This is a genomic window from Pseudomonas sp. MM213, from assembly GCF_020423045.1.
GTDB lineage: Bacteria > Pseudomonadota > Gammaproteobacteria > Pseudomonadales > Pseudomonadaceae > Aquipseudomonas > Aquipseudomonas migulae.
In genome coordinates, this window is the sequence record NZ_CP081943.1 from 3,750,309 (window position 1) to 3,772,692 (window position 22,384).

The 22,384-nt window shown below is 61.3% G+C and carries 21 protein-coding genes; 8 read left to right on the top strand and 13 right to left on the bottom strand.

Annotation, left to right across the window (positions count from 1 at the left end):
* The first annotated feature begins 158 nt into the window (after window positions 1-158).
* Entirely contained in the window at window positions 159-611 is a 453-nt protein-coding gene (locus K5R88_RS17030) for an Lrp/AsnC family transcriptional regulator (RefSeq protein WP_008041273.1), read from the top strand.
* Between the two features lie 106 nt (window positions 612-717).
* Here the strand turns inward: K5R88_RS17030 and K5R88_RS17035 are convergent, their stop codons facing one another.
* From K5R88_RS17035 to K5R88_RS17045, 3 genes are all read right to left on the bottom strand, one after another.
* Complete coding sequence (locus K5R88_RS17035; RefSeq protein WP_008031746.1) at window positions 718-1,329, bottom strand: 3'-5' exonuclease; 612 nt, start codon at window positions 1,327-1,329, stop codon at window positions 718-720.
* Between the two features lie 22 nt (window positions 1,330-1,351).
* A complete protein-coding gene (locus tag K5R88_RS17040) occupies window positions 1,352-1,831 on the bottom strand; it encodes a LabA-like NYN domain-containing protein (RefSeq protein WP_008031749.1) in 480 nt (159 codons plus the stop codon).
* A gap of 127 nt (window positions 1,832-1,958) precedes the next feature.
* A complete protein-coding gene (locus K5R88_RS17045; protein ID WP_226298090.1) occupies window positions 1,959-2,702 on the bottom strand; it encodes a DUF2076 domain-containing protein in 744 nt (247 codons plus the stop codon).
* Window positions 2,703-2,880: 178 nt separating this feature from the next.
* Here K5R88_RS17045 and K5R88_RS17050 point away from each other — a divergent pair, with 178 nt between their 5' ends.
* Window positions 2,881-3,555: a YciC family protein gene (locus K5R88_RS17050; RefSeq protein WP_032828940.1), complete on the top strand. Its 675-nt coding sequence runs from the start codon at window positions 2,881-2,883 to the stop codon at window positions 3,553-3,555.
* A 66-nt stretch (window positions 3,556-3,621) separates the two neighbouring features.
* Window positions 3,622-4,701: an endonuclease/exonuclease/phosphatase family protein gene (locus K5R88_RS17055; protein ID WP_226298091.1), complete on the top strand. Its 1,080-nt coding sequence runs from the start codon at window positions 3,622-3,624 to the stop codon at window positions 4,699-4,701.
* A gap of 125 nt (window positions 4,702-4,826) precedes the next feature.
* Here the strand turns inward: K5R88_RS17055 and K5R88_RS17060 are convergent, their stop codons facing one another.
* The 5 genes from K5R88_RS17060 to K5R88_RS17080 all read right to left on the bottom strand — a co-directional run bounded on the left by K5R88_RS17060 (window position 4,827) and on the right by K5R88_RS17080 (window position 10,717).
* Window positions 4,827-5,663 (bottom strand): ABC transporter ATP-binding protein, encoded by an 837-nt coding sequence (locus tag K5R88_RS17060; RefSeq protein WP_226298092.1) that lies wholly within the window; start codon window positions 5,661-5,663, stop codon window positions 4,827-4,829.
* Window positions 5,651-6,454, bottom strand: coding sequence for an ABC transporter permease (locus tag K5R88_RS17065; RefSeq protein WP_226298093.1), 804 nt, complete (start codon window positions 6,452-6,454; stop codon window positions 5,651-5,653). Before K5R88_RS17065 ends, K5R88_RS17060 begins: the two co-directional genes overlap by 13 nt.
* A gap of 9 nt (window positions 6,455-6,463) precedes the next feature.
* Window positions 6,464-7,450 (bottom strand): ABC transporter substrate-binding protein, encoded by a 987-nt coding sequence (locus K5R88_RS17070; protein WP_226298094.1) that lies wholly within the window; start codon window positions 7,448-7,450, stop codon window positions 6,464-6,466.
* A 384-nt stretch (window positions 7,451-7,834) separates the two neighbouring features.
* Entirely contained in the window at window positions 7,835-9,205 is a 1,371-nt protein-coding gene (locus K5R88_RS17075; RefSeq protein WP_008031762.1) for an aspartate aminotransferase family protein, read from the bottom strand.
* A 21-nt stretch (window positions 9,206-9,226) separates the two neighbouring features.
* Complete coding sequence (locus K5R88_RS17080) at window positions 9,227-10,717, bottom strand: aldehyde dehydrogenase (protein WP_226300269.1); 1,491 nt, start codon at window positions 10,715-10,717, stop codon at window positions 9,227-9,229.
* 225 nt (window positions 10,718-10,942) lie between these two features.
* On the opposite strand from K5R88_RS17080, the gene K5R88_RS17085 reads away from it, so the two are divergent.
* A complete protein-coding gene (locus K5R88_RS17085) occupies window positions 10,943-11,872 on the top strand; it encodes a LysR substrate-binding domain-containing protein (protein ID WP_008031766.1) in 930 nt (309 codons plus the stop codon).
* A 97-nt stretch (window positions 11,873-11,969) separates the two neighbouring features.
* Here K5R88_RS17085 and hrpB read toward each other — a convergent pair whose 3' ends face one another.
* Window positions 11,970-14,486 (bottom strand): ATP-dependent helicase HrpB, encoded by a 2,517-nt coding sequence (hrpB, locus tag K5R88_RS17090; RefSeq protein WP_226298095.1) that lies wholly within the window; start codon window positions 14,484-14,486, stop codon window positions 11,970-11,972.
* A 109-nt stretch (window positions 14,487-14,595) separates the two neighbouring features.
* Here hrpB and K5R88_RS17095 point away from each other — a divergent pair, with 109 nt between their 5' ends.
* On the top strand, window positions 14,596-15,015 hold the full coding sequence (locus K5R88_RS17095; protein ID WP_008035153.1) for a hypothetical protein: 420 nt from the start codon (window positions 14,596-14,598) through the stop codon (window positions 15,013-15,015).
* Window positions 15,016-15,044: 29 nt separating this feature from the next.
* On the top strand, window positions 15,045-15,953 hold the full coding sequence (locus K5R88_RS17100; RefSeq protein WP_226298096.1) for a cation diffusion facilitator family transporter: 909 nt from the start codon (window positions 15,045-15,047) through the stop codon (window positions 15,951-15,953).
* On the opposite strand, the gene K5R88_RS17105 is transcribed toward K5R88_RS17100, so the two are convergent.
* On the bottom strand, window positions 15,938-16,966 hold the full coding sequence (locus K5R88_RS17105) for a DUF6515 family protein (protein ID WP_226298097.1): 1,029 nt from the start codon (window positions 16,964-16,966) through the stop codon (window positions 15,938-15,940). The genes K5R88_RS17100 and K5R88_RS17105 overlap by 16 nt on opposite strands.
* 435 nt (window positions 16,967-17,401) lie before the next feature.
* On the opposite strand from K5R88_RS17105, the gene K5R88_RS17110 reads away from it, so the two are divergent.
* Both K5R88_RS17110 and K5R88_RS17115 read left to right on the top strand, forming a co-directional pair.
* Window positions 17,402-17,881 (top strand): Lrp/AsnC family transcriptional regulator, encoded by a 480-nt coding sequence (locus tag K5R88_RS17110; protein ID WP_007894448.1) that lies wholly within the window; start codon window positions 17,402-17,404, stop codon window positions 17,879-17,881.
* Between the two features lie 190 nt (window positions 17,882-18,071).
* Window positions 18,072-18,281: a DUF2788 domain-containing protein gene (locus K5R88_RS17115; protein WP_007937369.1), complete on the top strand. Its 210-nt coding sequence runs from the start codon at window positions 18,072-18,074 to the stop codon at window positions 18,279-18,281.
* On the opposite strand, the gene K5R88_RS17120 is transcribed toward K5R88_RS17115, so the two are convergent.
* The 3 genes from K5R88_RS17120 to K5R88_RS17130 form a co-directional block, all read right to left on the bottom strand.
* Window positions 18,276-18,911, bottom strand: a complete 636-nt coding sequence (locus tag K5R88_RS17120) for a pseudouridine synthase (RefSeq protein WP_226298098.1) — start codon at window positions 18,909-18,911, stop codon at window positions 18,276-18,278. The two genes, K5R88_RS17115 and K5R88_RS17120, sit on opposite strands and share 6 nt — an antisense overlap.
* A gap of 71 nt (window positions 18,912-18,982) precedes the next feature.
* Window positions 18,983-20,482 carry an AMP nucleosidase gene (gene amn / locus K5R88_RS17125; RefSeq protein ID WP_177318196.1) on the bottom strand — a complete coding sequence of 500 codons (1,500 nt, stop codon included), beginning with the start codon at window positions 20,480-20,482 and terminating at the stop codon, window positions 18,983-18,985.
* Between the two features lie 183 nt (window positions 20,483-20,665).
* Complete coding sequence (locus K5R88_RS17130) at window positions 20,666-22,312, bottom strand: acyl-CoA dehydrogenase family protein (protein WP_223453281.1); 1,647 nt, start codon at window positions 22,310-22,312, stop codon at window positions 20,666-20,668.
* Window positions 22,313-22,384 lie beyond the last annotated feature (72 nt).

The following is a 22,384-nucleotide window of genomic DNA, read 5'->3' on the forward strand; positions in this document are numbered from 1 at the left end:
GCTCGCAGGCAAGGACAAATGAACAGCTATTCTAGAAAGGCGAACAGCAGAAAATAAGTTACAAAACCTGTTTATAGCGCCGGTACACTTTTCAAATCACGGAGATCAGCGCTATAAACCGTGCTTTCGAAAGTCAGCCATTTTTCAGGAATTCGCTCATGGACAAATACGACCGCATGCTCCTCAGCGCCCTACTGGAAAACGGTCGTGCGTCCTACGCCGACCTCGCACGCAAAGTGAACCTGTCCGCCCCGGCCGTAGCCGAGCGCGTGGCCAAACTTGAGGCCAGCGGGGTGATTACCGGTTATCAGGCGAAAGTCGACATGGCCAAGCTGGGTTTGCCGATCCAGTGCGTGATCGAACTGCGCCTGAACCAGCACGGTAATCAGAAAGCCTACGACGACCTGATCAAAATCCCACAGCTAACCGAATGCCACCGGGTGACGGGTGATCCATGCGTGATCATGCAAGCGGCGGTGGGTTCGATGCCGGAACTGGAAGAGCTGATCAACCGGATTGCCACGTTCGGGTTCAGCAAGACGTCGATTGTGTTGTCGAGCGCGATAGAGAAGCGCGTGCCGTTGGGACAGTTGGAGGGGAACGGTAAGTAGTGATGCGGATGACGTCTTCGCGGGCAAGCCTCGCTCCTACAGGATTTCATCGTACCCGTAGGAGCGAGGCTTGCCCGCGAAGAGGCCCGTCCGAACACCGCTGAACTTAAAACCCGCGATGGCGCTTGAGATGCTCATTGATTTTGGCCGCCGGGACTTTCTGCAAGCTGACCAGCAGATCATGGGACAACTCGCGCAACCCATGCTTCTGCCGCAGTTCCTGCGCCAGATGCGCCGTCAGGTTGGCCGCCATCTCGGCGTCGGCCATGGCCCGGTGAGCCTTACCGGTGTTTGGCAGGCTGGCGAAGGTGGTGAGCGTGCCGAGCTTGTGATTCGGCGCCGCCGGCATCAACCGACGGGCCAGTAGCAGCGAGCAGGCAAAATTCTGCAACCGCGTACGCTTGATCCGCCCCAGTTCAAAGTCCCAGAACTTCTGGTCGAACGCGGCGTTGTGCGCCAGCAGCGGCGTGGTGCCGACAAATTCGTTGACCTCGTTCATCACCTGTTCCGCCGATGGCGCGGTGCGCAGCATGGCGTTGCTGATGCCGGTCAGTTGTTCGATGAAGGCCGGGACGCGTACGCCGGCGTTCATCAGGCTTTGGTAACGCTCGACGATGCGCCCCTGTTCAAGGATCACCACGGCAATTTCCGTGGCCCGGCAGCTGCTGCTCGGGGAGATCCCGGTGGTTTCAAAGTCGATGACTGCTATGCGTTCCAAACCTGTTTCAACTCCGTAAAAATCAATTCTTGAGCAGCAACGCGCCTTCGATCGGCACGTAGCGGCTGGCGGCGCGGATCAGCGAGTTGGCCGTCAGGCCCGGTACGCCGTAGGCCACCGCTTGCACGCCATGCTTGGCGATGATGCGTTCCAGCAGCATGTCGAAATCACCGTCGCCGGAGGCCAGCACCACTTCGTCGACATGATCGGCGGCGTCCATGATGTCGAGGGTGATGCCCACGTCCCAGTCGCCCTTGGCCGAGCCGTCGCTGCGCTGGATGTAGGGTTTGAGCTTCACGGTGAAACCGAGGTTGCGCAGGATCTGCTGGAACTGCTGCTGCTTGCTGTCGCCGCGATCGATCGCATAGGCATAGGCTTCGACGATATCGCCCTGTTTGCTGATGTCAGCCCACAGCGCGGCGTAGTTGAAGTGGCAACCATAGGCCTGACGCACGGTGTAATAGAGGTTTTGAACGTCGGCGAACACTGCAATTTTTTTCACCGTGCATCCTCTTTCGCGCAGGCGGGATCAGGCACCGGGCCCGAAAAGTTGCCCAGTATGCCAGCCTGGAGGATTGTTCCGCGAATAATCGGCCCGGAGCGCCGCAGCGCTCCGGACGAATGGCGTGTCAGACGAAGGAATCGTCGTCGCCGCCGAAGAACGATGAACTGTCATCGTTGTAGTCGGTGTCGGCATAGTCTTGGGAGTTGTCAGCCACGCGCTGGTCATCGCCCCAGCCGTTGTCACCGCTGTGATCGTTGACCTGAGCCGGCTCTTCCTTGATCACTTCCACCACTTCCGGCTGCTGGTTGTGATGGAACAGGCTGCTGATGCCTTGTGCCAGCATCACGCCACCCGCCACACCCGCGGCAGTTTTCAGCGCGCCGCCGAGGAAACCGCTGCCAACCGCTGGCGCAGGCTGTTGCGGCGCGTAGTTCTGCTGCGGTGGCGGCGCACCGAAATTCTGCTGTGGCGGCTGCGCGTTGAACGAAGGCCGTCCCGGCTCGCGCCAGCCGCCGCTGGAGGGCGGTGCACTTGGCGCAGGCGTTTCACGGGAACTGCCACCGAAAATGCTCGACAGGAACCCACCGCTGCTCGGCGCCGGAGCAGGTGCCTGGGACTTGGCCGATTGCAGTTCGGCCTGCAATTGCTGGATTTGCTCGGTGAGTTGCTTGTTCTGTGCGTCGAGGCTCTTGATCGCTGCCTCTTGCACCAGAATCGCCTGGGTCATGAAGTAGCCCGCCGCGGGTTGGCGAGCCAGATGTTCCTTGATCCGCGCCTCGGCCAGGGCATCGCGCGGGGCTGCGTCCGTTTCGGCCTGTTGCAGCCGGGAAAACAGTCCATCGATCAGGGTTTGCTCTTCGGTGTTCATGGCGACCTCGTAGATTGCCGGGGAAATCGTTGACCTTCTCCAGGGAGGATACGGCGCTCGACCTTAATGGAGGCTGAAACAAGTTGTTTCAATGACCTTTACCGAACGTTTACGTTTGCGCCCCGACGCGCTGCATCGGTTAAAGTGGGCCACTGCTTTCAACCTGCGATACCGACTGATGAATCCGTTCGATGTACTGCGTGACTCGCTGTATTTCTTCAAGCGCAATCTGAGCCAGATCGTGCGGCTGTGCCTGCCGCTGGTGATTTTCGAAGCGCTGCTGCAACAAGTGGTCGACCACAACACCGTGCCGGACAGCTTTCCCGGCGTGAGCGTGATCGTCGGCCTGCTGGTATACCCGCTGTACACCGCCGCCCTGATCCTGTTTCTCGACGCGCGCAGCCGTGGCGAATCGCCGCGCAACCGTGACCTGCTGGCGAGGTCCGCGTACCTGTGGCCGCGCTTCGCCCTGCTCACGGCGCTCAATACCTTGATGATCCTGCTCGGCCTGTCGTTGTACTTCCTGCCGGGCATCTGGCTGATGGTGACGTTGGCGTTCAGCGAATACCTGTTGGTGCTGCGCGGCCTGGCGCCGCTGGCGGCAATGAAGGAAAGCCTGCGCCTGACCCGCGGTCATTTCCTGCGCATTCTGGTGTGCATCCTGTGTGTGATGGGCCCGTTGTGGGTGCTCAAGGGTGTGACGCTCAATGTGTATCCGGAACCGCAGAACCCGGTGATTTCCCTGCTGATCGACAGCGCCCACAGCTTCCTGCAACTGTTCACCAGCGTGGTGTTGTTCCGTTTGTTCATGCTGATCAGCGACGTTCCCGAGAAAATCGACCGGCCGCTCTGATCGTGGGCTTCGGCCCGGCTCTCGGTTATGCTCGGATCCATCTTTTGTAACGCTATAAGCCGAGCCATGACCCGACTACTGCGCTACACCCTGCTGGGCCTGTTGATAGCAATCGGCCTGATTGCCTTGCTGATCTACAGCCTGACCTGGCGCCCCGAAGCCAAGGAAGTTTTGCCCGTCAGTTGCAACGCTCAAGCACCGACACTGGTGCCCGGCCAGGCGTTGAAGGTGATGACCTGGAACGTTCAGTACCTGGCGGGTAAGCGCTATGTGTTCTGGAATGACCTGGCCGCCGGCGACGACGAAAAACCGACGCCTGAAGACATGGCCTTCAGCCTCGATGAAGTGGCGCGGGTGATTCGCGACGAACAACCCGACCTCGTGTTGCTGCAAGAGCTCGATGACGGCGCCAAGGCCAGCGATTACCAGAACCAGTTCAAACTGCTTCAGGAACGCCTCGCCGATCTCTATCCGTGCAGCGCCCATGCCTTCGACTGGAAAGCCGACTTCGTCCCGCAACCGCACATCTTCGGCAGTGTCGGCCGGCAACTGGCAACCCTCAGCCGCTACCGGATCGAACACGCCGAACGCCTGCAACTGCCGGTCGCGCCGACTAACTTCATCAGCCGTCAGTTCCAGCCGAAAAATGCCTTGCTGGTCACTTACCTGCCGTTGAGTGACGGCGGGCAGTTGGCCGTCCTCAACACCCATCTGGACCGCGCCACCCAACCTGACGAAACGCTACAGACCCAGGTGACGGCGGTGGCCAAAGTCCTCGACAAATACGAAAGCCGTGGCACCCCGTGGCTGATCGGCGGCGACTTCAACCTGTTGCCGCTGGGGCAATATCGACGCCTGCCCACCGAACAACGCACGCCCTACTCCGCCGACAGCGCGCTGCACCTGTTGTGGGACAAGTACCCGATGATCCCGACCAACAATGAAGCCAGCGGCATCGATCGAGCGCGTTGGCTGACGCACTACCCGAATGATCCAGGCCTGAACGGCCCGGACCGCACCGTCGATTACCTGTTTTACAGCCCTCGGATCAAACGGGTCGAGGCGACGGTACGACAGGACGATACGTTGCGGATCTCCGATCACCTGCCGGTGATTGCGCGTTTCCTCCTGCCGGCTGCGCCGTAATCCGGGCCGGACACAATCCCCTGTAGGAGCCGGCTTGCTGGCGATAGCGATGTGTCAGGCAACATCATCGTTGAAGGTACCGACGCCATCGCCAGCAAGCCGGCTCCTACAAGGGATCGCGTTGTTCAATGCACCTCCTCCAGGTCATCATGCAGCAGCCCGAAAATATCGCGTTTCATCTCGATAAATGAACGCTCCATGACCATATCCAGGGTCCGTGGGCGTTCGATCGGCACGTCGAGAATCTGCTTGATCCGCCCAGGCCGCGCGCCCATCACGTAGACCCGATCACCCAGCAGAATCGCCTCGTCGATGTCGTGGGTCACGAACAACACAGTCTTCTTGCTGTTGCCCCAAACGCGCAATAACAGCTGTTGCATTTGCAGGCGCGTCTGGCTGTCGAGGGCGCCGAAGGGTTCGTCCATCAGCAGGATTTGCGGGTCATTGGCCAAAGCGCGGGCAATCGCCACCCGCTGCATCATGCCGCCGGACAACTGCTTGGCGTAGTTGTCGGCAAACCCGCTGAGGCCGACTTCATTGACGTAGTAATCGACGATGTCCTTGCGCTGCGCCGCCGCCATGCCGCGACGCTTGAGGCCGAACTCGACGTTCTGCCGCACGGTCAGCCACGGGAACAGCGTGTAGCTCTGGAACACCATGCCGCGGTCCGCGCCAGGCCCTTGAACTTGCTGGCCGCCGACGTAGATCTCGCCTTCCGTGGGCTCGTTCAAACCGGCGGTGAGGTACAGCAAGCTCGACTTGCCGCAACCCGACGGCCCGACCAGCACGGCGAATTGCTGATCCGGAACTTCGAACGAAACCTGATCCAGCGCGGTGAACATTCCGCCGTCGGGCTTCTGGTAACGCAGGCTGACTTTGTCCACTTGCAAACGAGGTGCGGCGTAGGCCGGGGCAGTCATCGGTGTGACGATACGCGGGTTGACGGCGGTTACTGAGCCCATGCGGCAATCCTCAGACGAAGGAAACGGAACAGTTGATCGGTGATCAGGCCCAACAGGCCGATGATCGCGATGGCGAGGAAAATCACATCCACCTGAAAGCCGCGCATGGCCTTAAGACTCAGGTAACCCAGGCCACTGGAAGCGGCGACCAGCTCGGCGACCACCAGGTACGTCCAGGCCCAGCCCATGGTCACGCGCAAGGTGTCGAGCACACCCGGCAACGAGGCCGGCGCGATCACATGCAACACCGCATCGCGGCGGTTCGAACCGAGTGTGTAAGAGGCGTTGATCAGGTCTTTGGAGATGCCTTTTGACACGTCCGCGATCATCACCAGTTGCTGGAAAAACACGCCGAAGATGATCACCGAGACCCGCTGCTCCAGACCGATACCGATCCACAGAATGAACAGCGGCACGAACGAGGTCACCGGCAGGTAGCGGATGAAATTGACCATCGGTTCGAGGAACGCCTGAACGATGCGGAAGCTGCCCATCAGTAACCCCAGCGGCACCGCCACCAGCGACGAAACGACGAAACCGACCACCACCACTTCAAGACTGGCCCACACGTGCAAACCGAGCGTGCCGTCGCGGCTCAGGCGCACGGCGGCTTCGACCACCGCGCCCGGCGTCGGCAAGAACATGCCCGGCACCACGCCGCCGTAAGACAACCCGGCCCACAGGCCCACCAACAACACCCAGGCCAGGCCGCTCGCGCTCCAGATCACCGAAACCGGCAAGCCGGTCTTGGGCGTGATGCAACGGCTCAGCCATGAATTGCGCTTGAACATGCGAACCTCCTACAGCGGGCTGACGAAACGGTTGTCGATCAGGTCGTCATTGCTGACGTTGTAGGGTTTGCCCTGCAATTCACTGGCGGTTTCGTTGGCCAGTTTGATCAACGGTTCGCTGTCACCCGGCTTGCCCGGCGAGCCCAGGAGTTTTTCGCTCATGGCCTGATCGTAGAAGCGCACGCCTTGCGCGGCGGCCTCCAGTTCCTTCGGATCGGCGAGGTAGCCGCCAACACCCTTGGCCATGATTTTGTAGGCTTCCTGCGGATGGTCCTTGGTGTACTGCACTGCTTTGTACAGACCGGCGACCAACGCCTTGACGTCTTCCGGCTGTTTCTCGATGACCGTGCAGTTGAGCGCGACCACATCGACAATCACGCCAGGCGTGCTGCTGCTGTCGATCAAGACTTTGCCTTGTTTCTTGTCACGCACCATCGACAGGTGCGGTTCCCAGGTCACGGCGGCAGGCACACGACCGGCGATGAACGCGGTGGCGGCGTCGTCGGCCGTCATGTTCTGCACGGTGATGTCGCTCATGCTCATGCCGTGTTTTTTCAGCAAGTACGACAGCCAGAACTGCGAAGTCGAACCTTCGTTCACCGCCACGGCTTTGCCTTTCAGCTCTTGCAGGCTCTTGATGTCCTTGCCCACCAGAACACCGTCGCCACCATGGCTGTCATCGAGTGCGGCTACGGCCTTGAAGCAGAATTGCGGACGGTATTTCAGTACTTCGTCGATGGTCGACGCCGAGCCGGACAATTCGCCCGAGGCTTGCGCAGCCATGTACATCGAAGCCTCTTCGACGACGGGCAACTCGACGGTCAAACCGCCTTCCTTGAAGTAGCCCAGGTCCTGGGCGAGGTAGAGCGTGCCGTAACCGACCCATGTGGTATGGCCGATGGACAGGGTGCCGGCCTGGGCGCTGGTGGCGATCGTGGCGGCGATGGCGGTGATCGCCAGTGGATGAGCGACGCGGGTTAGCAAGGACTTGATCATGGAGCACTCCCAAAGCTGTTGATTTAGTTTTGTCATGGGCAGTACGGCCAGCAGCCTTTGGAGAAGAGCTGCCACGGGTGGTCTCTGATGGACCTTTGGGTGGGCAGTGTTCGGCTGACTGGCGAGGTCGATGTTGGACCAAGGTGGGGAGAAGGAAAATTAGGAAATATGTCGGTGGGAGTGATGAAAAAACTGGGTAGCGTGCGCGGTAAAAGGGCGGGGTTGGCGGGGGTGCACGGGGTGGGTGCAAAACCTGAGAGGTGTGTTGAATCGGCAATAGCAATCGCGAGCAGGCTCGCTCCCACAAGGGGATTTGTGATCGACACAGATCCAATGTGGGAGCGAGCCTGCTCGCGATTAAGGTCCGAAGGACCTTCGGCTACATCAGAGCCGGCCGTATTCCTGCGCCGTACGATCGACCGCTTTCAGCGTCTTGCCAACCAGCTCATCAACCTCTTCCCGACTGGCAATCAACGCCGGCGCCATGATCATCCGCCCCAACGTCGAACGAATAATCACCCCCTCCTCAAACCCAATCGTGCGGCAACGCCAGGCAATGTCGTTCTCGTTGGCAAAGCGCTTGCGACTGGTTTTGTCTTCGGCCAACTGCAACGCCGCCACCATCCCGACACCCTGGATATCCCCCACCAACGGGTGATTGCCGAACACTTCGCGCAAGCACTGTTGCAGGTACGGCCCGATGTCGTCCTTGACCCGCGTCACCACGCCTTCATCGCGCAACGCCTTGAGGTTGGCGATGGCCACCGCTGCCGCCACCGGGTGTCCGGAATAGGTCAGGCCGTGGGCAAACACCCCGCCCTGCTCCACCAATACCTGCGCCATTTTCTTCGACAGGATCAGCCCGCCCATGGGGATGTAGCCGGAGGTTAGCCCCTTGGCAATCGACAGCGTGTCCGGCTCGAAACCGAAGTGCTCGTGGGCGAACCATTCGCCAGTGCGACCGAAGCCGCCGATCACTTCGTCGGCGCACAGCAGCACGTCGTACTTGCGGCAAATCCGCTGAATTTCCGGCCAGTAACTTTCCGGTGGGAAGATCATCCCGCCCGCACCCTGGAACGGTTCGGCGATGAACCCGGCGACCTTGTCCGCGCCCAGTTCGAGAATTTTCGCTTCCAGTTGCTGCGCTGCCCGCAGGCCGAATTCAGCCGGGGTCAGGTTGCCTTCGTGGGCGAAGAAGTACGGCTCGTCGATGTGCTCGATGTCCGGCAGCATGCCGCCCATTTCGTGCATGAACTTCATGCCGCCGAGCGCCGTCGCCGCCAGTGTCGAACCGTGGTAACCGTTCCAGCGACCGATCATGACTTTCTTCTCGGGCTTGCCGAGGATCGTCCAGTAACGGCGCACGGTGCGGATCAGCACCTCGTTCGCTTCGGAGCCGGAGTTGGTGTAGATCGCGTGGCTGTAGTGCCCCGGCAGCAGGCTGAACAGCAGCTCCGAAAGCTCGATCACCTGCGGGTGAGTGGTGTGGAAAAACATGTTGTAGTACGGCAATTGCTCAAGCTGCCGAGCCGCTGCCGCCGCCAGATCCTTGCGGCCGTAACCGAGGTTGGTGCACCACAACCCGGACATGCCGTCGAGGTAGCGCCGACCATCGTTGTCCCACAGGTGCAGGCGCTCGCCACGGACCATCACCCGCGGCCCTTCATCGTTGAGCGCTTTCTGATCGACGAATGCGTGGATGTGGTGCGCAGCGTCGGCGGCCTGGTAGTCGCGGGTTTCACGTGGTGTGGTCATCGCCAGTTCTCCGTTTTGTTATTAGCGCAGTTGAAACCAGGTGGTCTTCAACTGGGTGTATTTATCGAATGAGTGCAGCGACAGGTCACGGCCGAAACCGGACTGCTTGCCGCCGCCGAACGGCACCGTCACATCGAGTGCATCGACGCTGTTCACCGACACCGTGCCGGCGCGCAATTGCCGCGCCACGCGGTGGGCGCGATTGAGGTCGTCGGTCCACAGCGAAGCGGCCAGGCCGTAGACGCTGTCGTTGGCCAGTTGCAAGGCGTGTGCCTCGTCGTCGAACGCCGTGATCGCCAGCACCGGGCCGAACACTTCGTCGCGAAACAGCGGCATGTCCGGGCTCACGTTAGTGAAAATCGTCGGCTGGATGAAGTTGTCGGAGCCGTTGAAAATCGACTGCCGACCACCGCACACCTTGGTCGCACCCTGGCGCTGGGCTTGCTCGATGAACTTCATGATGCGCGCGGTCTGGCGACTATCGACAATCGCCCCGGCGCTGCTCGACGGGTCCAGCGGATCGCCCGGCAGCCAGCGTTCGGCCTGCGCCTTGAGGCGCTCGACGAACTCGTCATGGATCGAACGCTGCACCAGCAACCGCGAGTTGGCTGAACACACTTCGCCCTGATTGAAGAAGATGCCGAACGCAGCTTTTTCGGCCGCCAGATCAAGGTCCTGACAATCGGCGAACACCAGGTTGGCGCTCTTGCCGCCGCACTCCAGCCACACCTGTTTCAGGTTCGATTGCGCGGAATACTGCATGAAAAATTTGCCGACTTCGGTGGAGCCGGTGAACACCAGGCAATCGACATCCGGGTGCAAACCAAGGGCTTTGCCGGTCTGCTCGCCGAGTCCCGGCAGCACGTTGAGCACGCCTGCTGGCAAGCCGGCTTCAAGCGCCAACTCGGCCAGACGCAGGGCAGAAAACGGTGATTGCTCGGCGGGTTTGAGGATCACCGAATTGCCTGCCGCCAGCGCGGGCGCGAGTTTCCATGCAGCCATGTCCAGCGGGAAATTCCATGGCACCACGGCGGCGACCACGCCCAGCGCTTCGCGGGTGATGGTCGCCAGTACGTTCTGCGCGCTCGGTGCGATCTGATCGTAGAGTTTGTCGAGGCTTTCGGCGTACCAGCGAAACACTCCGGCGGTGCCCGGCACGTCGATGTTGTAGGCGTCCATCACTGGCTTGCCCATGTTCAGCGAATCCAGCAGCGCCAGTTCTTCGCGGTGGGTCATGATCAGATCGGCCAGACGCAGCAGCACTTGCTTGCGCTCGTTTGGCGAACGCGACGACCAGGTGCCGGCCTCGAACACCTGCCGCGCATTTTTGACGGCGGCGTTCACTTCTTCATCACCGCACGCTGTCACGTTGGCCAGGCGCTGGCCGGTGGCCGGGTTGATCGCGGCGAAGGTTTGTCCCGACTGCGCCGAACGGGGTTTGCCATCAATCAGGGCCTGGTCGGGAAACGCCAGCGCAGCGGCCTTGTTTTGCCAGTAGGTAAGCTCGAACACGTTCAGATGCTCCATGGGCTTTTCTTGTGAATTGGATGGTGGCCCAGGCCCGTGTCGAGGAAAAATAGTAAAAATGTCTTCGCAGACCATGAAAAAACTGGGCAGCCCATCTCCCCGGTCGTGCGGTATGTGGTTATTGTTCAGGCACAACAACACCGTCGTCAGAACGGACGCAGTCGGCGCAAAAATTGCTGGATGTCGAGTCCATCCACCCCGAGGTTTGCCGTGGCTGCCTACAACCTGCGTCAATTGAAGTACTTCATCACCACCGTCGAATGCGGCAGCGTTGCCGAGGCGTCGCGCAAGCTGTACATCGCCCAGCCGGCCATTTCCACGGCGATCAAAGGCCTGGAAGACAGCTTCGGCGTGCAACTGCTGATCCGTCATCACGCCCAAGGCGTGTCCCTGACGCCCAGCGGCGCACGCTTCTACCGCAAGGCCCAGGAACTGTTGCGCATGGCCAAGGAGTTCGAACAGAACGCCCTGGCCGACAACGACGTGGTGGCCGGGCAAATCGACATCGGCTGCTTCGAAACCGTCGCGCCGCTGTACCTGCCGCAATTGATTGCCGGGTTCTCGGCGCTGTATCCCGGCGTGAAAATCCGCATCCGTGACGGCGAACAGCAGGAGTTGGTGCAAGGCCTGACCTCGGGCACCTTCGATCTGGCGATCCTCTATGAACACGACCTCGACGCCACCATCGAAACCGAACCCCTGATGCCGGCGCAGCGGCCTTATGCCTTGCTGCCGGCGGATCATCGCTTTGCCCAACTCAAGCAAGTGTCCCTGCGTGATCTGTGCCTGGAGCCGATGATTCTGCTGGACGTGCAACCGAGCCGGACCTACTTCGTCAGCCTGTTCGAAGAACTGGGCCTGTCGCCGAACATTGCGTTCAGCTCACCGTCGATCGAGATGGTCCGGGGCATGGTCGGCCAAGGGTTCGGCTTCTCGATCCTGGTCACCCGCCCGCACTCGGAGTGCACCTACGACGGGCAGAAAGTGGTGTGCGTGGACATCGTCGAAGACATCACCGGCTCAGGGCTGGTGGCGGCGTGGCTGAAGCGCGGGCAGTTGACCAAACCGGCGCAGTTGTTTGCCGATTACTGCCGCGAACAACTCACCGCCAAGGCCGAAAGATCACACCCGACCTTGTAGGAGTCCGGCTTGCTGGCGATGGCGTCCGTCCAGCCAATAAATCTATAACTGACCCACCGCTATCGCCAGCAAGCCGGCTCCTACAGTGGGGGGCACCTCACTTCCGGGGTTTGATTCGTGCGGTCGCTTCGGCCACCAACGGATCATCCGGCCAGTAATGCTTCGGATACCGCCCCTTCAGATCCTTTTTCACCTCGGCGTACGTACTGCGCCAGAAGTTTGCCAGATCCTGCGTCACCTGCACCGGCCGCCGCGCCGGGGACAACAGATGCAACTTCACCACCTGCCGCCCGCCAGCAATGCGCGGGGTTTCGGCCAAACCGAACAACTCCTGCAACCGCACCGCCAGAATCGGCGGCTGCTCGCTGTAATCCAGACGAATCGACGACCCCGACGGCACGCCCAAATGATGCGGCGCCAGCTCATCGAGCCGTTGCGGCAGCGGCCACGGCAATAGGTTATGAACAATGCTTGAGAGATCCAGACTGGCAAAATGACTGAGCCGCGAGACCTTCCCCAGGTACGGCATCAACCAGTGCTCAAGGCTTTTGAGCAGCGCAGCATCACTGACATCCGGCCACTCGCTCTCGCCCTTGCCGACAAGGTCCAACTGCCGCAACAACGCCACCCGCGCCTGCCACTGACGCAACTCCGGCGTCCACGGCAACAGCTCCAGCCCCTTGCGCCGCACCAGATTCACCAACGCCTGACTGCGCGCGGTTTCATCGAGCCCGGTCAACGGTTCACGGCTGAGGATCAACTCGCCAACCTTGCGCTGACGCTCGGCGCGTAACACGCCTTCGCGCTCATCCCAATCCAGCTGATCGACCACCCGCACCTGCTCGGCGAGCACCGAATCGAACAACGCCGGATCGAAATCCGCCGCCAGATAAATCCGTTCCTCGCACTGCCCCTGACGGCTGCCGAGATCGGCGATTACCAGCCACGGCTGCTTCATCAAACTGTCGGCTTCGGCGAACAACGCGGCACGGCCGTTGGCCAGGCGATATTCCGCACCACCCGCTCGACGTTGCTGCGCAACACGGTCGGGATAGGCCAGCGCCAGCAAGGCGCCGAGCCAGCGCGGGTGCTCCGGATCGCTGACCGGTTCCGACGCCTTGCCACGCAGATAACCACGGTATTGACGCGCCAGTTGCCGCGCTCGCTGAACACCGCCCTGAGCACCGCGTGCGGCACGCTCTTCGCCGGACAACAGCACCAGTCGACTGTGCAGATCGGCGCCGGCACCGCGCAAAATATCCCGTTCGCCGAGCAACGCCGCGACATCACACGCCATGTCCGCCAAGCCCAGCGCCTGACCGCGCAGCAGCAAATGGGCGATGCGCGGATGCGCCGGCAGTTCGGCCATGGCCTGACCGTGGCGGGTCAGCGACTCACCGTCCAGTGCGCCAAGGCGATCAAGCAAGTCCTGAGCCTGGGCATACGCGGCGGCGGGCGGCACGTCGAGCCACACCAGTTGCGTCGGTGTCACGCCCCAGCGACTGAGTTGCAACGCCAGACCGGCAAGGTCCGCCGAAAGAATTTCCGCACTCGCATACGCCGCCAGTTGCTCGTGTTGATCCTGCGACCACAAGCGATAACACACGCCCGGCTCCAGCCGCCCTGCCCGCCCCGCACGTTGCGTGGCACTGGCGCGAGAGATGCGCTGCGTGTCGAGGCGGGTCATGCCGCTGCCCGGATCGAAACGCGGCACCCGCGCCAACCCGGCATCGATCACCACACGTACGCCGTCGATGGTCAGGCTGGTTTCGGCGATGTTGGTCGCCAGCACCACTTTGCGCTTGCCCGCCGGGGCTGGATCAATCGCAGCGCGCTGCGCGGCGAGGTCCAGTTCACCGTGCAACGGGCAGAGCAACACCTGTGTGTTCTCGCCCAACGCATCGGCCAGTTGTTGATGCACCCGGCGGATTTCCGCTTGCCCCGGCAGGAATACCAGGAGGCTGCCGGTTTCATCGTTCAAGGCTTCGAGGATGGTTTGCACCAGGCGCGGCTCGATGAATTCACCGGGCTGGAACGGTCGGCCCCAGCGCATCGCCACCGGGTACATGCGCCCTTCACTGCGCAGGATCGGCGCGTCATCGAGCAACCCGGCCAGGCGTTCGCCTTCAAGGGTGGCCGACATCAAAAGAATCTTCAGCGGCTGATCATCGCGGAACAGTTCCCGGCCATTCAGGCTGAGCGCCAAGGCCAGATCGGCATCAAGACTGCGTTCATGAAATTCGTCGAAGATCAGCAAGCCCACGCCTTCCAGCGCCGGATCATCCTGCAAGCGCCGGGTGAGGATGCCTTCGGTGACCACTTCAATCCGCGTCCTGGGCCCGACTTTGCTGTCCAGCCGAATGCGATAGCCGACGGTTTCACCGACCTTCTCGCCCAGCTCACTGGCCAAGCGCTCCGCCGCCGCACGTGCAGCCAACCGACGCGGTTCGAGCATCAGAATGGTCTGCCCGGCCAGCCATGGCTCGTTGAGCAGGGCCAATGGAACACGGGTGGTTTTACCGGCACCGGGCGGTGCTTCGAGCACGGCTTCGTGGCGTGTCGCCAAGGCTTCACGCAGGGCGGGTAAAACTTCATCAATCGGCAAAGAAATCATGCTGGCTCCCAAACAGAGGGCCGAGTATAACGGCGAACTGCTCGGCGTTTATCAGGGTCCTAACTCATAGAGACGCCCTTTCGTTTTGAAATTACCCAGGAGATTTCATATGCGTGTTCCCTTTCGCCTGATTGGCGGTGTATTGGTTGCCACCTTGCTGACTCAGGTAACCGCTTGCGGATCGATCTTCTACCCTGATCGCCGCGGGCAGATCGAAGGCAAGATTGACCCGGCCATCGCCGCGCTGGATGCCGTGGGCCTGCTGTTCTACATCATCCCCGGCCTGATCGCCTTTGCCGTGGACTTCGCCACCGGCGCGATCTACTACGCACCGGGCGAGACCGCACAGGTGGCACCGGAAAAACTCAAGGAAGCGATCGGTGCCGACGGCAAGGTCGATACCCACAAATTGCAGACTATTCTTGAAACCGAACTGGGCCGCAGCTTCCCGCTGGACGATCCACGTTTGATTCAACACAAGGGCAGCACTCAGCAACTGGCCTTGCTCGGCCTGCAACCTGCCGCGTAATCCGTGCACATAAAGGAATAGCCGCACTTATGATTTCCAGCTCCGAACACGCCCGCCTGCTGCGGCTGGCGACCCGTGCCTCGGTGGCGGTGGCGTGCACGTTGATCGTCGCCAAAGCCATCGCGTGGTGGTTGAGCGGTTCGGTGAGCATGCTCGCCGGGTTGACCGACTCGGCCCTCGACGGTATCGCCTCGCTGCTCAACCTGCTGGCAGTGCATTACGCCTTGCGCCCCGCCGATGAAGATCACCGTTACGGGCACGGCAAGGCCGAATCGCTGGCGGGCATGGCGCAGGCGTTGTTCATTGGTGGCAGTGCGGTGCTGATTGCGTTGCAGGCGTTTGATCGGCTCAAGCATCCGGAACCGGTGGGTGCGCCGTGGATCAGCATCGGCGTGATCGTGTTTTCCCTGGCGCTGACATTGGTCCTGCTGATGTTGCAGCATCGGGTCGTCAAGGCCACCGGCTCCAACGCGGTGCGCGCCGATTCCCTGCATTACCGTTCGGACTTGCTGCTCAATGGCAGCATTCTGGTTGCGCTGTTGCTGGCCGGGGTTGGCTGGCATCAGATGGACGCGTGGTTTGGATTGGGGATCGCCGCTTACATCTTCTGGAGCGCCATTCAAATCGCCCGGGAAAGTTTTAAGGTGCTGATGGACGAGGAGCTGCCGCCAGACGTCAGCCAACACATGCTCGAACTGGCCTGCAGCGTACCGGGGGTGTTGGGCGCGCATGACCTGCGCACACGGGTGTCCGGCAACCAGTGGTTCGTGCAATTGCACCTGGAATTGCCGGGGGAGCTGACCCTGTCAGTCGCTCACGGCATCAGCGATCAGGCGGCCGATGCAATTCACGCGGCGTACCCGCGAGCCGAGGTGCTGGTGCACGCCGACCCGCAGGAAGTGGTGAAGGCTGCCAGGGCAAATCAGAAACTCACCTGATACCCGCGACTGCTCAGGCAGTTGCCCTGGGCCTGGCGGTAGGCTTGCACCACCGACGGATCCGGCTGGTAGATGGCCGTGCGCGGATCGAAGCCACTCTGCTGCACTGCGTATTGATAACACTCGTAGCCGTCCTGATTGACCTGCTGTGGCGACTGCCCGTTGGCGGGATACGCCACCACGTCATAGCCATTGCCGGTCGGTTGCGGTTGCACGGGCGGCTCGACCACCACGTAATCCTGAGTGCTTTCCTGATAGGCGTAATACGAGCCCGCCGCCAGGAACAACAGCGCGCCGCCGATCCACACTTCACGGGCGTAATCAGGCAGGTAGCTGACGCGAATCCCGCGCGGCGGCTGCACCACGACATAACGCGGGCCGAGCGGGCGATACCAGTAGCCGCCGGAGAAGAAATAATCCTGCCCACGATACGGCACGCGATAGTCGCGGTCCGGGAAGCGGTCGATCACATGCCCGGGACGGTACTGCGGGCCTGGCCCCCAACCGTTACCGTGGCCATTCGGGCGACCGGCCCAATGATGATCGTCGGGACGTGAACCCGGCCCGCCGGTCTGCCATTGCTGGTTGTAACCATTGTTTCGCGGGATGTCCTGATAGTAACCACGTTGCGGCTGCTGGGTCTGGCGCACGGTGTCGGGCCGGCCCTGGATCGGCAAGTCGTTGGCCGGCAATTGTGGCGGCGGCGGTGGCGGCCGCACGGGGCTGTTGAAGTCGCGCGGCGGGTTGTCTCGCGGCTGATTGTTTTGCCACTGCCCGCCATTGCGCGACTGGCCGTTGTTCTCGAACTGACGACTGTTGTCGCCACGAATGATGTCGTTGTTTTGCGGACGCGGCTGATTGTTGCCGCCACGGCCCTGATTGTTGCCCTGATGACCGTCACCGCGTTGTCCATTGTCGGGACCCCGGTTCTGCGGCTCATCGGCCAGCGATTGCGCAGTGACACTGACACACAGCAAACCAACACCGGCCAAACGCCAGATGCGCGACTTCATGCTTTTCCTCACTGCGGGTTATGGCCTGTACGTAAGACTGGGAAAGCACAGGCCGGTTCTGCAACAGGTTATCAGTCGCGCAACTTATTTATTGAGGGCGGGTGAAAAATTGCGGGCAAAAGAAAAGGGAGACCCGTCGGCCTCCCTTTGAGAACTTCGTCCGTGCTCGACGCTTATGACGTCGGCTCACCTCACACCGTCTTCTGGACAGTGTGCAGCTCGGGGGCCGGCACATCCCCGGTGGGGGTGGCGGCCGCGACTGGCCTGATTGGGCGAGCCGCTGTGGACTGTTTGTCCGAGCAGTGATTCTGGTGATAAGAATAGGCTTGGGGCGCCGGCAGAGGATTGCGAAGATTGCTCAAATAAACATGACTTGCGCAATTTTTAACCCTGGATAGATAATCTGCCGCAATCGATATGACAAAGGCCTGATTGATGAGCAAACTCGACCGATACGACCTGAGCATTTTGGCGGAATTGCAGCGCGACGCGCGCATCTCCAACCAGGAGCTGGCCGAACGCATCGGCCTGTCACCTTCACCGTGCTCGCGCCGGGTCAAGCAACTGGAAGACGACGGCTACATCACCCGCCAGGTGGCCCTGCTGGATCGCAAAATGCTTGGCCTGAGCCTGACTGCTTATGTGTTGATCGGCATGGACCGGCATACGCCGGAGCGATTCGAGAACTTCGAAGCGGCGATTCGCACCTTGCCGCAAGTGCTTGAATGCAGCCTGGTGACGGGGATGGATGCGGACTATCAGCTCAAGGTGGTGGTGCCGGACATGGATCACTATCAGAAGTTGCTGCTGGGGCACCTGACAAGGATTGAAGGGGTGACGAGTGTGCGGTCGAGTTTTGTGTTGAACCAGGTGCTCAACAGCACCGAACTGCCGCTGACTCATCTGCGTAGCTGAGGACGCCTTCGCGGGCAAGCCTCGCTCCTACAAGGGCTCGCGCGAGCCTTTGTAGGAGCGAGGCTTGCCCGCGAAGGGGCCGGAACAGGCGACGAATAGCTGCGACACGCTGCCGCAGGTCAATGCCGCGCCAATGCCCCATGCCGTATACTCCAGCGCCTTTTAGCCCCGCCCCCGCTGGAGATGTCCGATGGATCCTGCAGTATTCGAAGAGTGGATGATGACCGGACTGGTCAGCATTTTGATCATTTTCATGGGTTTCATCGTCTGGGATCTGGCAAAGAAATCCAAGGCCGGGCGCTTCGGCTCGTTCATCCTGTTCTTCGTGCTCGGTCTGGGCGTGGCCGCGTTCGTGATCAAAAGCGTGGTGATCGGCCTGATCGAATCCGGCACGTTATAAGCGCGCCGGCACTTCTTTCCACTGGCCCTGATCGAGTCCTTCGATCGACCAGTCGCCGATCCTGACCCGCACCAGCCGCAACGTCGGCAAGCCGACCGCGGCGGTCATGCGCCGGACCTGACGGTTACGCCCCTCGCGAATCACCAGTTCCAGCCAACTGGTCGGCACGCTTTTGCGAAAGCGCACCGGCGGGTTTCGCGGCCACAGTTGCGGCTCATCCAGTTGCCGCGCTTGCGCGGGCAAGGTCATGCCGTCATTCAGCTCGACGCCATCACGCAAACGCTGTAACTGCTCGGCACTCGGTTCGCCCTCCACTTGCACCCAATAAGTCTTGGCCAGTTTGTGCTTGGGGTCGGCAATCCGCGCCTGGAGCTGGCCGTCGTTGGTCAGCAGCAACAACCCTTCGCTGTCGCGATCCAGACGGCCTGCCGGGTAAATCCCGGGAATCTCGATGAAATCCTTGAGCGTCGCCCGCCCTTCGCCGTCGCTGAATTGCGTCAGCACATCGAACGGTTTGTTGAACAGAATCAGCTTCGGTTCGGCCGGCGGCGCTTTGGCGACACGGCGCGGGGCTGATGACGGGGTGTTCGCGCCAAGGCGGCGGGACACAGGACGTTGGGGACGGGACATGGCGAAGAGAACATCTAACGGTCAGGGCTGCTAATGCTAGTGCCCTGACCGCCAAATGACCATGACAACTATTACCGGAACGGCGGCTCGTCGAAGCTGCGCAGTTTGCGTGAGTGCAACGAGTTGAGTTCGGTGCGCAACAAGTCCACCGCCTCGATACCGATCTTCAAGTGCTGGCTGACCGCGCGCTCATAAAAGGCGTTGGCCGAACCCGGCAGCTTGATTTCGCTGTGCAGCGGTTTGTCCGAGACACAAAGCAATGTGCCGTACGGCACCCGCAAGCGATAACCTTGCGCGGCGATGGTGCCGCTTTCCATGTCCACCGCCACGGCGCGGGACAGGTTGATCAACGGACGTTCCTGGGCCCAGCGTAATTCCCAGTTACGGTCGTCGTAAGTCAGCACGGTGCCGGTGCGCAGGCGTTTCTTCAGCTCGTCGCCCTTTTCGCCAGTAATGTTGGCCGCCGCTTGCTGCAACGCCATCTGCACTTCGGCCAGGGCCGGAATCGGAATGTTCGGCGGCACGACCCGATCGAGAATCCCGTCGCGGCGCATGTAGGCGTGAGCCAACACGTAATCGCCAATGGTCTGCGACTGACGCAGACCGCCGCAGTGACCGATCATCAGCCAGCAATGCGGACGCAATACCGCCAAATGGTCGGTGATGTTCTTGGCGTTGGACGGGCCGACGCCGATGTTCACCAAAGTCACGCCATGACCGTCGCTGGCAATCAGGTGATAGGCCGGCATTTGATAGCGATGCCAGACCACGCCGGCAGCAATCGCCGAGGCTTCGCCGTGATCCATGCTCTTTTCGATGATCACGTTGCCCGGCAGCACCATGCGCACGAAACGCGGATCGCTGCGCAACTGCTCGAGGCCATGAACAATGAACTGGTCAACGTAGCGGTGGTAGTTGGTCAGCAGAATCCACGGCTGCACATGGCGCCAGTCGCTGCCGGTGTAATGCACGAGGCGGCGCAGGGAGAAATCCACCCGCGCGGCGTCGAACAGGGCCAGCGGCAGCGGGTCGGTGTTTTCCCAATCGTACAAACCGTCAGCGATGCCATCGGTCGCGGCGGACAGATCGGTACTCGGGAACACCCGCGCCAGCACGGCCGCGGTCACACCGGAGCCGGCCAGTTCATCGCCCTGCTCGACCACATACGGATAAGGAATGTTCTGCTGACTGATGCCGACTTCCACGGTCACGGTGAAGTCGTGCATCAACGGTACGAGCTGTTCCAGCAAGTATTTACGGAAAGCCGCCGGATGGGTGACGGTGACGCTGTAGGTCCCCGGCAACTGCACCTTGGCGTAGGCGCGGGTGGTTTGCGGGACTTCGCCCTGGCAGTGGTAGGTCAGACGCAGTTCAGGATAACGAAACATCGCACGCTGTTCGGCGTCCGGTTCAACTCGATCCTTGAGGTAACGCTTGAGCGCCTGGCTCAGTGCGGTGGTTGCGCGATTGTGCAAGTGAGCAAGCCGGTCCACGGCTTGCTCGGCGGTTTGAACGATAATAAAAGCTTCGGTCACGATCAGCATCCTGTGTTCTGACTTGCAGGCCTTCATCTTGCCTGCATCGTCGCTTCACGGGAACAGTGGTGGCTACACAAATGCCAAGTCCACAGTAGATCCAATGTGGGAGCGAGACCGGCTTGCCGGCGATAGCGGTTCAACATTCAGCAATGTTGTTGGCTGAGAGTCCGTCATCGCCGGCAAGCCGGTCTCGCTCCCACAGGGGTTCGGTGTTGGTTACATAGATGGGGTCGAGCGGGCGACGATCGCTTCGACATCCAGCCCACGCGGCAACGCACCGTATACGCGACCGGCGTCGCCGAGGCGGCTGGCGATGAACGCATCGCTGACCGCCGAATTGCCGGCCTCCAGCAACAGTTTGGCTTGCAGCCCCAACGCGATGTCTTCGGTGAGCTGCCGCGCACGATACTGAATGTCGCTGGTGTCCTTGAACGCCGCCTGCAATTGGCTGATGTGCGCGGCCAGCCGCTTGTCGCCGTGACCATCGCCCAACTCGCTGAACAGCACATCCAGAACACCCGGTTCTTTCGACAGCGCCCGCAACACATCCAGGCATTGCACGTTGCCGGAGCCTTCCCACGTCGAATTGACCGGTGCCTCGCGGTACAAGCGCGGCAGGATGCTGTCTTCGACATACCCGGCACCGCCCATGCATTCGGCAGCTTCGTTGATCATCGCGGGCGCGCGCTTACAGATCCAGTACTTGCCCACGGCGGTCACCAGGCGGGCGAATTTGGCTTCGTGCCCGTCATCCAGATGATCCAGCGCCTTGCCCATGCGCAGGCTCAACGCCAACGCGGCTTCGCTCTCCAAGGCCAGATCGGCGAGGACGTTCTGCATCAACGGTTGTTCGCTGAGCAGCTTGCCGCCGACGCTGCGATGGGCGCAGTGATGACTGGCCTGGGTCAGCGCCTGACGCATCAAGGCGCTGGAACCGACCATGCAATCGAAGCGGGTCATGGCAACCATTTCGATAATGGTCGGAACGCCGCGCCCCTCTTCGCCAACCATCCACGCCAGCGCACCGCGAAACTCGACTTCGCTGGAGGCGTTGGAGCAATTGCCGAGTTTGTTTTTCAGGCGCTGGATGTAGAACTGATTGCGCGTGTCGTCCGGACGATGGCGCGGCAACAGGAAGCAGGTCAAACCTTTGTCAGTCTGGGCCAGCGTGAGGAAGGCATCGCACATCGGCGCGGAACAGAACCACTTGTGGCCCACCAGTTCGTAGGCTTGGCCCGGTCCGCTGGCACCCACCGGATACGCCTTGGTGGTGTTGGCCCGCACATCGGTGCCGCCCTGTTTCTCGGTCATCGCCATGCCAATGGTGACACCGGCCTTGTGGGCCATGCCGACATTGCGCGGGTCGTATTCGGTGGCGAGGATTTTCGGCAGCCACTGCCGGGCGAGATCGGGCTGCAAGCGCATCGCCGGCACACTGGCGAAGGTCATGGTCAGCGGGCAACCGCTGCCGGCTTCGGCCTGGCTGTGCAGGTAGGTCATGGAAGCGCGGGCGACATGGGCGCCGTCCTGTGGATGCGCCCAGGGCAGCGAGGTCAAACCGTGCTCGATCGCCGTGCGCATCAGCTCGTGATACGCCGGGTGAAATTCCACCAGATCGATGCGGTGACCGTAGCGGTCGTGGCTGCTGAACACCGGTTTGTTCTGGTTGGCCAGGAACCCCGCTTCCATCAGCGGCCCGCCGGCCAGCGCGCCGTAAGTGTCGATCCGCGACTCGGCCCAACCGGCCCCGAAACGCTGCGACCACTCCTGCAAAGGCAGGTCGATGCGATACAGGTTGGCGCCGTCCAGCGACGGCGGCTGGTTGGTGACTTCGTGGGTTTCGGCGAACTGATGCAGGTTCATGACGGGGCTCCTTTGGTCAGCCAAGGAGTTCAGTTAAGCACTGCCCCGAGGCCGAACAAAGTGGCATATCCG